Here is a 15,028-nt window from a genome sequence, read left to right on the forward strand (position 1 = left end):
CAGGGTGACGTACTGGTAGTTAACTATATTTATTGATGCTTTTGAAGCAATAATGGACCTACAACTAAAACAACAACTCACGTCATGCTGAATTTAGTTCAGTATCACACCCAAAAATAATGAGATCCTGAAACTAGTTCAGGATGACGTAGTGGTAGTAAACTATATTTATTGATGCTTTTGAAGCAATAATTGACCTACGACTAAAACAATAACCCACGTCATGCTGAATTCATTTCAGTATCACATTCAAAAATAATGAGATCCTGAAACTAGTTCAGGGTGACGTAGTGGTAGTAAACTATATTTATTAATGCTTTTGAAGCAATAATTGACCTACAACTAAAACAACAACTCACGTCATGCTGAATTTAGTTCAGTATCACACCCAATAATAATGAGATCCTGAAACTAGTTCAGGATAACGTAGTGGTAGTTAACTATATTTATTGATGCTTTTGAAGCAATAATTGACCTACAACTAAAACAAAAACCCACGTCATGCTGAATTTATTTCAGTATCGCATCCAAAAATAATGAGATCCTGAAACTAGTTCAGGGTGACGTAGTGGTAGTAAACTATATTTATTAATGCTTTTGAAGCAATAATTAACCTACAACTAAAACAATAACTCACGTCATGCTGAATTTAGTTCAGTATCACATCCAAAAATAATGAGATCCTGAAACTAGTTCAGGGTGACGTAGTGGTAGTAAACTATATTTATTGATGCTTTTGAAGCAATAATGGACCTACAACTAAAACAATAACCCACGTCATGCTGAATTTATTTCAGTATCGCATCCAAAAATAATGAGATCCTGAAACTAGTTCAGGATGACGTAGCTATAAGCAAGTCTTTTAGAAAGAAATAAACTAGCAAATTCATAGTTTTAAGTTACCCTAAGTATTTAATAGATTTGCAGCTTACAAAATAACTCTGGTCATGCTGAATTTATTTCAGTATCGCAACCAAAAATAATGAGATACTACAACACATTCAGGATAACACAATATGAGTAAGCCTTTTCAATTTAAACAATTTAACGTCCAACAAGACCAATGTGCCATGAAAATTGGTACCGATAGCGTATTGCTTGGCGCGTGGACACCATTAGATACCAATCCCTTTTCTGTATTAGATATTGGAGCCGGAACTGGTGTATTATCTTTAATGTTAGCACAACGTAGTCACGCACAAGTGATAGATGCTTTAGAAATTGACGAACAAGCTTATGAGCAATGTGTAGATAATTTTGAAACCTCACCGTGGGCAGATCGTTTGTTTTGTTACCATGCAGATTTAGCTGAGTTTGCTGAAGAAATTGAAGACAAATACGATCTTATTATCTCTAATCCACCATTTTATTCTGAGGATTATAAAACAGACAACACCCAACGTGATTTAGCTCGTTTTACAGACGCCCTTCCCTTTGATCATTTACTAGAAAGCGTATCACAATTATTATCAGAAGATGGGGTTTTTACTGTAATCATTCCGTTTAAGGAAGAAGCTAACTTTATAACATTAGCTTCTGGCGTTAACTTATTCCCTAATAACATCTTGCGCGTTAAAGGGTCCGATACTTCGGAAATCAAAAGGAGTTTGCTAGCGTTTTCTTTCCGCGAAAGCGACATAAAAACAGAGACTTTAGTTATCGAAATTGAAAGACATCAATACACTCAAGATTATATAAATTTGACTCAGGATTTTTATCTTAAAATGTAATTGGGTTTGGTGGTTTCTTAAAGACCCTTCGACTGCGCTCAGGGTGACATTGGGTTTGCTATGGGTTTGGTGGTTTGTTTTTTACTTTTTTTTAGACTAGGATGGGATCCTGAAACTAGTTCAGGATGACGTATGCGGGTGGTTTTTTTGTTGCTATTGGATTTTGTTCTAAAATGCTAAATATGTTATTATTTACAGGTAAATAAAAGGATTCGTAAAAAAATGCCTTAATTTTTAATATAATATTGCGTTCTGCAAACGATTTCGTTATTTTTGTTAGGAACAATAAGCTACATTAACAGTTTATTTCTAACACAGACTAAAATGAAACCAGATTTATTTGAAGCTCCAGATTACTATAATCTTGACGAACTTTTAACTGAAGAACATAAATTAGTACGTGATGCTGCTCGTGAATGGGTTAAGCGTGACGTCTCTCCAATTATAGAAGAATATGCTCAAAAAGCAGAATTCCCGAAACAAATTGTAAAAGGATTAGCAGATATTGGTGCTTTTGGACCTTATATTCCTGTAGAATATGGTGGTGCTGGTTTAGACCAAATTGGTTACGGTTTAATCATGCAAGAAATAGAGCGTGGCGATTCTGGTGTCCGCAGTACAGCTTCTGTGCAATCGTCTTTAGTAATGTATCCTATCTGGAAATATGGTAACGAGGCACAACGTCAAAAATATTTACCAAAATTAGCTAGTGGAGAATGGATTGGTAGTTTTGGTTTGACTGAGCCTGACCATGGAAGTAATCCAAGCGGAATGACCACAAACTTTAAAGATATGGGTGATCATTATCTTTTAAATGGTGCAAAAATGTGGATCTCGAATTCGCCATTTTGTAATATTGCTGTCGTTTGGGCAAAAAATGAAGAAGGTCGTATTCACGGTTTAATTGTAGAGCGTGGTATGGAAGGGTTTACAACACCAGAAACACATAACAAATGGTCGCTTCGTGCATCTGCTACAGGCGAGCTTATTTTTGATAATGTTAAAGTACCTAAAGAAAACTTATTACCTAACAAATCAGGATTAGGCGCACCATTAGGCTGCTTAGATTCGGCACGTTTTGGTATTGCTTGGGGTGCAATAGGCGCTGCAATGGATTGCTACGATACGGCGTTAAGATACAGTAAAGAACGTATGCAATTTGGTAAGCCAATTGGACAGTTTCAATTACAACAAAAGAAACTAGCTGAAATGATTACCGAAATTACTAAAGCGCAGTTATTAGCTTGGAGACTTGGTGTTATGCGTGAAAACGGTACAGCAACCTCAGCGCAAATTTCTATGGCGAAACGTAATAATGTAGATATGGCATTAACTATTGCCAGAGATGCTAGGCAAATGCTAGGTGGAATGGGAATTAGTGGTGAATACAGTATTATGAGACACATGATGAATCTTGAAAGTGTTGTTACTTACGAAGGGACACATGACATCCACTTACTAATTACAGGATTAGATGTTACAGGACTAAATGCTTTTAAATAGTTTTTATAATTAGATATTATTAAAATGCACATCTATTTGATGTGCATTTTTTTTATATTATTTTTACTTATATGTTTTCAGGAAAAAAGAAATTAGATCGCGCTTACAAACACGCTAAAGTGATTGCGTTTGACGATACGTCTAAGTTTATATTATTTAGCGATTGCCATCGTGGTGATAATAGTTTTGCGGACGATTTTTCTAATAATAGAAACATCTATTACCACGCCTTAAAACATTACTATGTTAAGGATTTTGATTATGCCGAACTAGGTGATGGTGATGAGCTTTGGGAAAACATCTCATTTAATGCCATATTAAATGCCCATAAAAACGTGTATATGCTTATGAAACAGTTTCATAAAAAAAAGCGTCTGCATATGATTTGGGGTAATCATGATATGGTGTACCGAAACCCAGAGTATGTCAAGAAAAATCTATCTACCTTTTTTGACCCTAAAGTAGGCAAGGATGTCGAGCTGTTTAAAGATTTGACTTATAACGAAGCGATTGTTTTAAAACATAAAGACACCAATCAAGAGGTGTTTTTAACGCATGGACATCAAGCCGATTGGTGGAATTACACCTTTTGGAAATGGAGCCGATTTATGGTGCGTGTCCTTTGGAAGCCCTTAAATGTTATGGGTATTGCCGATCCGACAAGTCCTGCTAAAAATTACACCGAACTTATTAAAGTGGAACGTCGTACCAAAAACTGGATTACTGCCAATAATAACCTAATTACTATTGTTGGTCATACCCACAGACCACGTTTTCCTGAACCTGGTGATGTTGCCTTTTTTAATGATGGTAGCTGTGTCCACCCAAGAAGTATTACTGGTATTGAAATTGAAAATGGCGCTATCTCTTTAATCAAATGGCAAATCGCAACCAAAGAAGACGGAACATTGCAAATTGTACGTGTGCTTTTGGAAGGTCCGAGACGTTTGGTGGATTATAAAGGTTAGTAAAAAACAACTAGCATTACTAGAACTAAGGGCTTGGTAATCTTCTAGATTATAGCTAACAATAAACAGATTACTTCACTGCGTTCGCAATGACGGGTTACTTTGAATAAGAAACAGATTACTTCACTGCGTTCGCAATGACATTTCAATTATGATTCTGGCGCCAATTCTACTTCCAAACCTTCCATTTCTGGTGTCATTTGGATTTGACATCCTAATCTTGAATTGTCTTTTACATCAAACGCTTCGCTAAGCATAGCTTCTTCATCGTCTTGCATTTCTGGTAATGGCGTATCACTTAATACATAACATTGGCAAGAGGCACACATAGCCATACCACCACAGATGCCGATAGTCCCTTCTGGAGCAAGCTCGTAACTACGTACGACCTCCATTAAATTCATAGCCATATCTGTTGGCGCTACTATTTGGTGTGTTACACCGTCTCTGTCTGTTATTTTGATATTTATATCTTGTTCCATTTTTTTGCTATTTACGCAGACTGGGTTTGCTTTACTTTTATTTAGTTTGTTGTTTGGTTGTGCTACCTTTTTGGGGTAATGTTATTCAACTTGTTTTTTACTGTTAATGACCCTTCGACTGCGCTCAGGGTGACATTTGATGTTGCTATTGTGTTTTATTGTTCACTTTGTGGGTGACTTTGCTTTTTTTTGCTTTGCTTGTGTGATCCTGAAACTAGTTCAGGATGACGTAGTGGGTGTTATTGTGTTTGATGTTACTTTGTTGTTATGTTTTACTATTAACGACCCTTCGACTGCGCTCAGGGTGACACTTAATGTTGCTATTGTGTTTTATTGTTCACTTTGTGGGTGACTTTGCTTTTTTTTGCTTTGCTTGTGTGATCCTGAAACTAGTTTAGGATGACGTAGTGGGTGTTATTGTGTTTGATGTTACTTTGTTGTTATCTTTTACTGCTAATGACCCTTCGACTGCGCTCAGGGTGACATTTGATGTTGCTACACTATATTACCTACTGCATATCAAATTTAATGCCTTTTTTGATATAAAAAAAGACCTCACTGATTTTAAAATCTATGAGGTCCAAGTCTTTATATTTTAGATTTTAAAAATCTTAGCATTACTTTAATCAATTGCTTTTACAACTGCTTTTGGTGCTTCTTTACGTGTTCCGTCAAATCCATCCACACCACTTACTGTTGTATACTTTAATACGTAACGTTTTCCTGGATTAATGATTTGATAGGCTGATTGACACATTAATGTCGCCTCATGGAAGCCACAAAGGATCAATTTTAATTTTCCTGGATAAGTGTTTACATCTCCAATAGCGTAAATCCCTGGTATATTAGTTTGATAGTCTAAAGCATTATTAACTTTAATGGCATTTTTTTCTATCTCTAATCCCCAGTTTGCAATTGGCCCTAATTTTGGCGATAAACCAAATAGAGGCACAAAATGATCACATGGTTTTGTAAACGTCTCGTCACCTTGCTTTACAACAATAGCTTCTACTTTTCCGTTACCTTCTACTCCAACAACCTCAGCGGGTGTGATTAGATTAATTTTACCAGCGTTTTTAAGTTCTTGTACTTTTTCTACAGAATCTAAATGCCCTCTAAACTCGCTACGTCTGTGTATTAACGTTACTTCTGATGCGATATCGCTTAGATAGATACTCCAATCTAAAGCAGAATCTCCTCCACCTGCAATAACCACTTTTTTATCTCTGTAAAACTCAGGTTCTTTTATAATATACTCGACACCATTATCTTCAAAACTTGCTAGATTTTCAATGATTGGTTTACGAGGTTCAAAACTACCTAAACCTCCTGCAATTGCTACTACTGGTGCTTGGTGCTGTGTGCCTTTATTAGTGGTTACTATAAATGAGCCGTCCTCTTGTTTTTCTATGGTTTCTGCACGCTCTCCCAGTGTAAATCCTGGTTCAAATTGCTTGCATTGCTCCATTAACTTATGGGTTAAATCACCAGCAAGAATTTCTGGATAGGCAGGAATATCATAAATAGGTTTTTTTGGATAAATCTCTGAACATTGCCCACCTGGTTGTGGTAATGCATCTATTAAATGACATTTAAGTTTTAATAATCCTGCTTCAAACACTGCGAAAAGACCCGTTGGTCCTGCGCCTATTATTAGTATGTCTGTTTTAATCATTCTGTAACTTTTTCTTAATGGTCTTTAGCTTTTGGCTATTGACTTTTTAAACATGGCTTACTGCTTTGCGCTAACAAAGGTAAACTAAGCGTTTGTCTAATTTTATGACTTTTGTTAGCTTTTACTCCTGCGTTAGAGGTGGAATACTTCGACTACGTTGCGTACAAATTTACTGCTTGAACACCTCGCAGATTGCGATTAGTAAGCAGCCGATCCTTGTGGTACCGCCCAAACTATTTTTTACCCTACGTTAATGACACGCTCTATTTGTGGTGCGTACTTTTTGATGGTCATTTCTACGCCTGACTTTAAGGTCATTTGGTTGACACTACATGAGGTACACGCGCCTTCTAACTGCACTTTTACTTCGTTATTTTCTATTGACAATAGGGTGATATCACCGCCATCGTTTTGCAAAAAAGGACGAATTTCTTCTAGTGCTTTTTCTACGTTTAGTCTTAGCTCTTCTGTTGTCATTTATTTTTTATTAACTGCAGAACATCCTGCCATAGTGGTTATTTTGATAGCTTCGGTAGCTGGTAAATTATCGTTTCTGTCCACAACTTGCTGCACTACGTTTTGCGTAATTTTTTCGAACGCTTTTTCTAATGGTGTTCCGGTTTGCATTGCTGCTGGACGACCAACATCTCCTGCCTCACGAATACTTTGTACTAATGGTAACTCTCCTAACAATGGTACTTGTAAGTCTTCTGCTAAGTGTTTTGCACCTTCTTTACCAAAGATATAATATTTGTTATCTGGCAATTCTGCTGGTGTAAAGTAAGCCATGTTTTCTATAATTCCTAAAACGGGTACGTTAATACTGTCTTGTTGGAACATTGCAACTCCTTTTTTAGCATCTGCCAAAGCTACTGTTTGTGGTGTACTTACAATTACTGCTCCGGTGATTGGTAGAGATTGCATGATACTTAAATGGATGTCTCCGGTTCCAGGAGGTAAGTCCAATAATAGAAAATCTAACTCACCCCAAGCAGCATCAAAAATCATTTGATTTAATGCTTTGGCTGCCATTGGCCCTCTCCAAACGACTGCTTGATCTGGTTTTGTAAAAAACCCGATAGATAATATTTTAACCCCGTAGTTTTCTACAGGTTTCATTTTTGATTTACCGTCTACTGTTGTTGATAATGGACGCTCTGACGCCACATCAAACATAATTGGCATTGATGGTCCGTAAATATCAGCATCTAAAACACCAACTTTAAAGCCCATTTGGGCTAATGTTACTGCAAGGTTTGCTGTTACTGTAGATTTACCTACACCTCCTTTTCCTGAGGCTACAGCTACAATATTTTTGATACCCGGAATGTGTTTTCCTTTGATTACATTAGGTGCTGACTTTTCTGGTGCATCTACCGTAACGTTAATTTTAATCTTAGCTTTTTCGTACACGTTTTTATGGATGGCTTGTAGAATTTCTACTTCCGTCTTTTTACGTGCTTGAAGTGCTGGGTTTTTTATTGTAATGTCTACAATAACCTCGTCTGCAAAAGTGACAACGTTTGTTATTGCTCCGCTTTCTACCATGTTTTGTCCTTCTCCAGGAACGGTTATGGTTTCTAAGGCTTTAAGTATGTCTTGCTTGTTTAATTTCATTTTTTTGCTAGAAAAAAAGAGATTAGAAAGGAGAACTTGGACTGTTGTCGCATTCTCAAAACCAACTCTTGATAATAAATAACTAATTCAGAATGATTCTAAAGTGCAAAGATACTACATAAAGCTTGAAGAATGAAGCACTAGGTTTGTTGTTTTTTATGGTGTGATAGTTACAATTTATGATGGTGGTTTGGGATTACTAGCTTGCTAAGTTTAGCATTTTTGAGTTTTACCCAACCCTTTTAAGAACAGTAGATACGGGCAGATTATTCCGAAAGCAACTCTGAAGGATTCCAAAAGTGAGTCTCTAAGTTTTGTATTTGGTTATCGATAACCTCAATACCTTCGCTCTCTAATAATTGTTGCATTAGATTGGTCCCATCAAAATGATGTTTTCCGGTTAGCAATCCTTTACGATTTACTACGCGATGTGCGGGAACATCTTTACTGTGTGAACCATTCATGGCATACCCTACCATTCTAGCACCACGATTAGCGCCTAAATAATTAGCAATAGCACCATAACTTGTGACACGTCCATGGGGAATTTGACGTGCTACCTCATACACTCTTTCGAAAAAATTAAGTGTTTCTGGTTTCATATTACTAGTAGTCTTTTATGATATTTACTAGCGTCACAACGGCTATAATACCTGTTATGGAACCAATAATATAATTCATGTTTTTTTGCGACTTTAGTTTTTCGTTCTTGATTTTTTTCAAGAAAAACACATAGCAATATAACATTACAAATGTCCCTATTGCTGCTCCTGCCACATAAGAGGTAATATTATAGTTGTCTAGTGTGATTAGTCCTAAACTGGCCAATGTAACACTCATATATGCTTGATACGGAATAGGAAACACGTTTAGAGCAGACAAAAACATACCGTAAAAAAACTGACTACGTTTACTTTTACGCTCGTCTTCTTTTTGTGGTTTGGCTTCTTTTTTTGCTAATAGGAAAAAATAAACGGTGATAATTACAAATAATACAAATGCTACTTTTTGTAACATTTGCACTGTTTCTGGGTGTCTACTTAAATAACGCGCAAAAATAACAGCAATTAAGGTTTGTACGATTACAATAACGCAAACGCCTAACGAAAATACTAATCCACGACTATACCCTTCTTTTATACTAATTTTTGCAGCGGTCATGTTTAGCAGACCAGGCGGAATAACGCCGACTAATGCAATACATAAGCTAATAAAAAAGGTAATTGTTAAATTCAATAGTTAGTTAATTTTAAACCGAATATACGTAATTGGTTTGTTTTGCTCTAAATAGATACTCTCATAATGTGTTTGAATGTCCGTTACTTCTTCCGGACTTCCTTCTTGTCTGTACACATCGTTATTAGCATGTAGCACCTCATGGCCTTCTCCATGTAATAATCCAAGGGTATACCCATGCATAAACTCTGAGTCCGTTTTTAGATTCATGATACCATCTGGTTTTAAAATGTTTTTGTAACGTTTTAAAAATGCAGAATTGGTCATTCTATGCTTTGTACGCTTATATTTAATTTGTGGGTCTGGAAACGTAATCCAGATTTCGTCAACTTCGTTTTCTGCAAAAACAGATTCTACCAACTCTATTTGAGTACGGATAAAGGCAACGTTTGGCATCTTATCTTCTGTTGCTGTTTTGGCTCCTCTCCAAAAACGCGCCCCTTTAATGTCAATACCAATAAAGTTTTTGTTTGGGTATTTTTTACCTAAAGCAACACTGTACTCTCCCTTACCACATCCCAATTCTAGGACTAAAGGATTGTTGTTTTTAAACACGTTTTTATTCCAGTTTCCTTTATGCTGGTAAACCTCGTCTACTAATTGGCTTCTAGATGGTTGAAACACATTATCAAAGGTTTCGTTCTCTCTAAATCTTTTTTGCTTGTTCTTGCTACCCACTTCTTAACTATTTGTTATTTCTGGCGTAAAATTAAGGAAATATAGTTAAGTAGGTTTATGATTACCTTTGATTTTGATATTTTATGCGTTAAGGATGGAAGTGGCATCCTTTTTTTGCTGCCATAAATGGCAAAAAAAGATATAACGGACAGCCTGACCTTTTTAGGTAACGCCCAAATTACTATAATGAAAAAACGAATTCTTGTTGCACCTTTAAATTGGGGAATTGGTCATGCGACGCGTTGCATACCGATAATACATGCTTTGATTGCAAATGGTTTTGAGCCCGTTATTGCTAGTGATGGTCAAGCGTTGCAATTATTGTCTAAAGAATTTGAGCAACTTACCTTTATAACGCTGCCTGCATATAACGTTAAATATTCTAAGTCTAAACAGTGGTTTAAATGGCACATGCTGTTACAATTACCAAAAATTAGAAAAGCGATTAGGAAAGAACATGCGTTAGTGGATCAAATTATTTTGGATTATGATATCCAAGGGATTATTTCTGACAATAGGATGGGTGTGAATTCTAAACGTGTGCCTTCCGTTTTTATCACGCACCAATTGAATGTAATGAGTGGCAGTACGACCGCATTAAGCACTTTTTTTCATGACCGTTATTTAAATAAATTTGACGCTTGCTGGATTCCTGACTTTGAAAACACACCGAATTTAAGCGGAAAACTTGGTCATGATTTTAAACCTAAGGGATTACAACTACATTATATTGGACCGCTAAGCAGATTAGAAAAAGAGGCTTTAAAGCCGAAATATGACTTGATGGTTTTGTTGTCTGGTCCTGAGCCACAACGTACCCTTTTAGAAGAACAACTGTTGTCTGATTTGATTAATTATAAAGGAAAAGTTGTTTTTGTACGCGGTAAAATTGAAGCAGAACAGACCGTGATGCACGAAACGCCTTTTACTATTTATAATTTTATGCAGACTGAAGAATTGCAAAATGCAATTAACAGAAGTCAGCTTATTATTTCTAGATCTGGGTATACAACAATTATGGATTTGGCTAAACTTGGTAAACAAGCCTTTTTTATACCAACTCCGGGACAGTTTGAACAGGAATATCTAGCTAATTATTTAGACAAAAACGGGACTATTGCTAGTTGTAGTCAATCGGCTTTTACGTTAGACCAACTAGATCGTGTGACTAATTATAGTGGCTTTAAGAGTTTTGAAAATACGATTGATTTTACACACTTGTTTTCGCTTTTTCAAGCGTAAAAGAGAACTCACTACCGATATTAATTTCGCTTTCTACGTATATTTTTTCTTCGTGTGCCTCTACAATATGTTTGACTATTGCAAGTCCTAATCCTGAACCACCTTCTTTACGTGATCCACTTTTATCGACTCTGTAAAAACGCTCGAACAATCTTGGTATATTTTTTTTCTCTATCCCTTCTCCATTATCCGTAACTCTTACAATAACCTTGTTTTTAATAAGCTTTTCTATGCTTACTTCCGTAGTTCCTTTTTCGCGCCCGTACTTAATTGAGTTAACAATTAGATTAGTAAGCACTTGCTGTATACGCTCCGCATCACCAACTACCATTATTGGATGCTTGTAATGCATGTCAAACGTTAGTGTGATTTTCTTTTTAGCAGCTTTCATTTCTAATAGCTCAAAAACACTTTGCACTAATTGTATAATATCAAAAGGGGCAACATCTAAACTTAAGTCTCCAACTTCTAATTTAGTTATCATGTCTAAATCTTTGACTATATAAATTAGACGCTCTACTCCTTTATTGGCACGCTCTAAATATTTTCCAGAAACATTAGGATCATTGATTGCACCATCCAACAAGGTTTCTAGATAGCCTTGCACGGTAAATAGCGGCGTTTTAAGCTCGTGCGAGACATTACCCATAAATTCTTTACGGTACTCTTCACGGACTGTTAGGGTTTCGATTTCTATTTTTTTGTTTTTAGCAAATTGATCTATTTGCTGCGTCAACGTTGCCATGTCTGTCGTGATACTATTTTTTCTGAAACTGACAGACTCTAACAATGTTAGGTCTTTATATATTTTATTAATCCGTTTGTAGATAAACTTCTCAACTCTAAATTGGGTAATTACAAACGAGACGCTAAATGTGGCAAATGCAAACAATAAGATCTGCCCAACGTTTAGTGCATAAAACACATACAAAAAGACACTCATGAGTAGTGTTAAAAAAACAGTGATTAAAAACGATGTTTTTAATGCGAATTTATACGTCTTTTTTAATTTCAAAATTACTCTACAAATTTATAGCCAACACCTTTGACTGTCTTAAAACTTTGGTCTCCAATTTTTTCGCGTAGCTTACGGATATGCACATCAATGGTACGTCCACCAACAACAACCTCGTTACCCCAAACACGATCTAAAATATCTTCTCTTTTAAAGACTTTACCTGGTTTTGATGCTAATAAAGATAATAGTTCAAACTCTTTTCTTGGTAACACAATTTCGGTTCCGTCTAAAACAATTTTGTACTCTTCTCTATTAATAACTAAGTTACCTATAGTCATTAAAGACCCCGCAGGCTCTTCAGATTTTAAACGTCTTAATAGTGCCTTTACTTTACTAACTAATACTTTTGGCTTGATTGGTTTTGTAATATAATCATCCGCGCCAGCATCAAATCCTGCTACTTGAGAGTAATCCTCTCCTCTAGCAGTTAAAAAAGTAATTAGTGTACTACTAAGCTCTGGCAGTTTACGGATAGCCTCACAAGCTTCAATACCGTCCATTTCAGGCATCATAACATCTAAAATAATAAGTTGTGGCTTTTCTTTTTTGGCTTTTTTTACAGCCTCTAAACCGTTTTTAGCAGTTGATACTTGATAGCCTTCATTGGTTAAATTATAACCAATAATTTCTAAAATATCTGGCTCATCATCGACTAAAAGAATTTTAATGTCTTTTTTGTTCATAGACTGGAAACTTGAATTTAATTTATAGTTATGTTACGGTAAAGATAAAGTTATTACTAAAACTTTTAGTTTTAAAATGATTAATAACATTAACATAACATAGCTATTATTTTTAAGTAATTATAATTTACTCAAAATCAAGCACCAACTACCCTTCTGACTTTCAAAGCTTTAATAACTGTGTTATTAAAATGTAAAACTACAGTCTAAAAAACAAAAGAACGATAATTACTACAAAATTCTCCTTATCTTTAGTACCTAACTTTTTAAATTACAACTATGAAAAAACTTTACACTTTACTTTTTACTTTAACAATTATGATGTCCGCTAACAGTGTTTTGGCACAGGGAATGGAGACTTTTACAAATCTTGGTCTCTCAGGAACGTCATATGTAGACGGATCTTTTGTGGGTGACGACGCCGTAACTTGGAACTACATCCAATGTAGAGATGAGAACGGAGATAACAACAATTCTGGAATTGACGGTAAAGGGATTATGTTAAGACGTATTTCTGACAACAGTGCAATTTCTGCTCAATCAGGAGCTAATGGTGTTGGCGCTGTTACCTTTAAACTTTACAAAGGTTTTACTGGTGGTGGTGACAGACAAGTGGAATTATTTGTAAACGGAACGTCTTACGGAACCTCAACACCTTTTGACGACTTTACTGAGCATGTTTTTACTGCAACTGGTATTGACGTTACAGGAGATGTTGTTATTGAAATTAAAAACATTACTAGCAAGCAAGTTATTGTGGATGATGTGACTTGGTCTGCATCTGGACAAGCACTATCTACAGATAGATTTGAAGCTACAGAATTTGCGATATTTCCGAATCCTACAACGCAAGGTTTTGTAACTATCAAAACTGCATCAAGCCAACCTACAACGGTTGTTGCTTTTGATGTTTTAGGAAAACAAGTTTTAAATACGGTTTTAAAAACTAACCGATTAGATGTGTCTGACTTAAATGCAGGTGTCTATATTTTACAACTAACACAAAACGGATCTACGACAACTAAAAAATTAGTGGTGCAATAATTATTAAACCTTAACATTTTTAAAGCGTTGCTAATAGCAACGCTTTTTTTATTTTCAATACTTTTGTGTTTTATAATAACATGACCCTTACAAACGACATATTTAATATTACTTCAGACGCCCAATTTAAAGCTGCAGCTTTAGAGGTGTTCCGTTTTCAGTTTGAAAACAATAACATTTATCGCTCGTTTTGCGATTTACTATATGTTAATCCGAGTGATGTTTCAGAATTACATCAGATTCCTTATTTACCCATTCAGTTTTTTAAATCACACGCCGTTTTAAGTTCTAAAGCCTCTATTAAAACAACGTTTACTAGTAGTGGTACCACAGGACAAGTTACAAGTAAGCATCACATCACTGATTTAAGTGTGTATGAGGCCAGTTTTAAAAAAGGGTTTGATCACTTTTATGGCAACATAGAAGATTACACCGTTTTAGCACTATTGCCTAATTATTTAGAACGCGAAGGCTCATCCTTAGTCTATATGGTAGATCATCTAATTAAAGATTCTAACAAACCAAAAAGCGGATTTTATCTTAACAATTTAGAGGAATTAAAAGACACTTTAATAGCACTAGATACAGCTGGAGAAAAAGTGTTACTAATAGGCGTATCTTTTGCACTTTTGGATTTAATTGAAGCCCATACTTTTAGTCTTAACAACACCATTATAATGGAAACTGGTGGGATGAAAGGACGACGCAAAGAATTAATACGAAAAGAATTACATACTATTTTAAAACAAGGTTTTGGTGTGGATGCTATCCATAGCGAATATGGTATGACCGAGTTATTAAGTCAAGCTTACTCCAAAGGACATGGTATTTTTAACTGTCCGCCTTGGATGAAACTATTAACTAGAGATACAGAAGATGCTTTAACCGTTTTTGATAGCCCAAAAACAGGCGGTATTAATGTTATTGATTTAGCAAACATTAATTCTTGTAGTTTTATTGCTACTCAAGATTTAGGAAAAACATACGCCAATACAGACTTTGAGATTATTGGTCGTTTTGACAATAGCGATATTAGAGGTTGTAATTTAATGGTTTTGTAAGGCCATTAAAAAACCACGACTAAAGACTTATGAAAAAGAAAAATTAGTTTTAGTTGATTAACTGATTTTATAAAAAAAAAGCCTGCTTAAA

The 15,028-nt window shown here is 35.5% G+C and carries 15 protein-coding genes; 6 read left to right on the plus strand and 9 right to left on the minus strand.

Annotated elements, in window-relative coordinates; translation table 11 throughout:
- Window positions 1-1,016: 1,016 nt before the first annotated feature.
- From BMZ09_RS00670 to BMZ09_RS00680, 3 genes are all read left to right on the plus strand, one after another.
- The gene (locus BMZ09_RS00670; protein ID WP_090836581.1) at window positions 1,017-1,730 is read left to right on the plus strand and encodes a tRNA1(Val) (adenine(37)-N6)-methyltransferase; all 714 of its coding nucleotides are present in this window, start codon (window positions 1,017-1,019) and stop codon (window positions 1,728-1,730) included.
- A gap of 324 nt (window positions 1,731-2,054) precedes the next feature.
- Window positions 2,055-3,233, plus strand: a complete 1,179-nt coding sequence (locus tag BMZ09_RS00675) for an acyl-CoA dehydrogenase family protein (protein ID WP_090836583.1) — start codon at window positions 2,055-2,057, stop codon at window positions 3,231-3,233.
- Window positions 3,234-3,304: 71 nt separating this feature from the next.
- Window positions 3,305-4,201 carry a metallophosphoesterase family protein gene (locus tag BMZ09_RS00680; RefSeq protein ID WP_090836585.1) on the plus strand — a complete coding sequence of 299 codons (897 nt, stop codon included), beginning with the start codon at window positions 3,305-3,307 and terminating at the stop codon, window positions 4,199-4,201.
- A gap of 149 nt (window positions 4,202-4,350) precedes the next feature.
- On the opposite strand, the gene BMZ09_RS00685 is transcribed toward BMZ09_RS00680, so the two are convergent.
- From BMZ09_RS00685 to trmB, 7 genes are all read right to left on the minus strand, one after another.
- The gene (locus BMZ09_RS00685; protein ID WP_090836587.1) at window positions 4,351-4,683 is read right to left on the minus strand and encodes a 2Fe-2S iron-sulfur cluster-binding family protein; all 333 of its coding nucleotides are present in this window, start codon (window positions 4,681-4,683) and stop codon (window positions 4,351-4,353) included.
- A 622-nt stretch (window positions 4,684-5,305) separates the two neighbouring features.
- On the minus strand, window positions 5,306-6,358 hold the full coding sequence (locus tag BMZ09_RS00695) for an NAD(P)/FAD-dependent oxidoreductase (RefSeq protein WP_090836591.1): 1,053 nt from the start codon (window positions 6,356-6,358) through the stop codon (window positions 5,306-5,308).
- A gap of 240 nt (window positions 6,359-6,598) precedes the next feature.
- Entirely contained in the window at window positions 6,599-6,835 is a 237-nt protein-coding gene (locus tag BMZ09_RS00700; protein ID WP_090836593.1) for a NifU family protein, read from the minus strand.
- Window positions 6,836-7,975, minus strand: coding sequence for an Mrp/NBP35 family ATP-binding protein (locus tag BMZ09_RS00705; RefSeq protein WP_090836594.1), 1,140 nt, complete (start codon window positions 7,973-7,975; stop codon window positions 6,836-6,838).
- 266 nt (window positions 7,976-8,241) lie between these two features.
- Window positions 8,242-8,577 carry an MGMT family protein gene (locus BMZ09_RS00710; RefSeq protein ID WP_090836596.1) on the minus strand — a complete coding sequence of 112 codons (336 nt, stop codon included), beginning with the start codon at window positions 8,575-8,577 and terminating at the stop codon, window positions 8,242-8,244.
- A 4-nt stretch (window positions 8,578-8,581) separates the two neighbouring features.
- Window positions 8,582-9,211: a LysE family translocator gene (locus BMZ09_RS00715; RefSeq protein WP_090836598.1), complete on the minus strand. Its 630-nt coding sequence runs from the start codon at window positions 9,209-9,211 to the stop codon at window positions 8,582-8,584.
- Window positions 9,212-9,214: 3 nt separating this feature from the next.
- Entirely contained in the window at window positions 9,215-9,889 is a 675-nt protein-coding gene (gene trmB / locus BMZ09_RS00720) for a tRNA (guanosine(46)-N7)-methyltransferase TrmB (protein ID WP_090836600.1), read from the minus strand.
- Window positions 9,890-10,015: 126 nt separating this feature from the next.
- On the opposite strand from trmB, the gene BMZ09_RS00725 reads away from it, so the two are divergent.
- Window positions 10,016-11,131 carry a glycosyltransferase gene (locus BMZ09_RS00725; protein ID WP_245741067.1) on the plus strand — a complete coding sequence of 372 codons (1,116 nt, stop codon included), beginning with the start codon at window positions 10,016-10,018 and terminating at the stop codon, window positions 11,129-11,131.
- Here the strand turns inward: BMZ09_RS00725 and BMZ09_RS00730 are convergent.
- Window positions 11,100-12,074: a sensor histidine kinase gene (locus tag BMZ09_RS00730; RefSeq protein WP_090836602.1), complete on the minus strand. Its 975-nt coding sequence runs from the start codon at window positions 12,072-12,074 to the stop codon at window positions 11,100-11,102. The two genes, BMZ09_RS00725 and BMZ09_RS00730, sit on opposite strands and share 32 nt — an antisense overlap.
- Window positions 12,075-12,148: 74 nt before the next feature.
- Entirely contained in the window at window positions 12,149-12,832 is a 684-nt protein-coding gene (locus tag BMZ09_RS00735; RefSeq protein WP_090836603.1) for a response regulator transcription factor, read from the minus strand.
- A 279-nt stretch (window positions 12,833-13,111) separates the two neighbouring features.
- Between BMZ09_RS00735 and BMZ09_RS00740 the strand changes: the two genes are divergently transcribed.
- Window positions 13,112-13,876, plus strand: a complete 765-nt coding sequence (locus tag BMZ09_RS00740) for a T9SS type A sorting domain-containing protein (RefSeq protein ID WP_090836605.1) — start codon at window positions 13,112-13,114, stop codon at window positions 13,874-13,876.
- Between the two features lie 80 nt (window positions 13,877-13,956).
- On the plus strand, window positions 13,957-14,937 hold the full coding sequence (locus tag BMZ09_RS00745; RefSeq protein WP_090836606.1) for a LuxE/PaaK family acyltransferase: 981 nt from the start codon (window positions 13,957-13,959) through the stop codon (window positions 14,935-14,937).
- Window positions 14,938-15,028 lie beyond the last annotated feature (91 nt).

The sequence above is a fragment of the Olleya namhaensis genome, assembly GCF_900114005.1.
Classification (GTDB): Bacteria; Bacteroidota; Bacteroidia; order Flavobacteriales; family Flavobacteriaceae; genus Olleya; species Olleya namhaensis.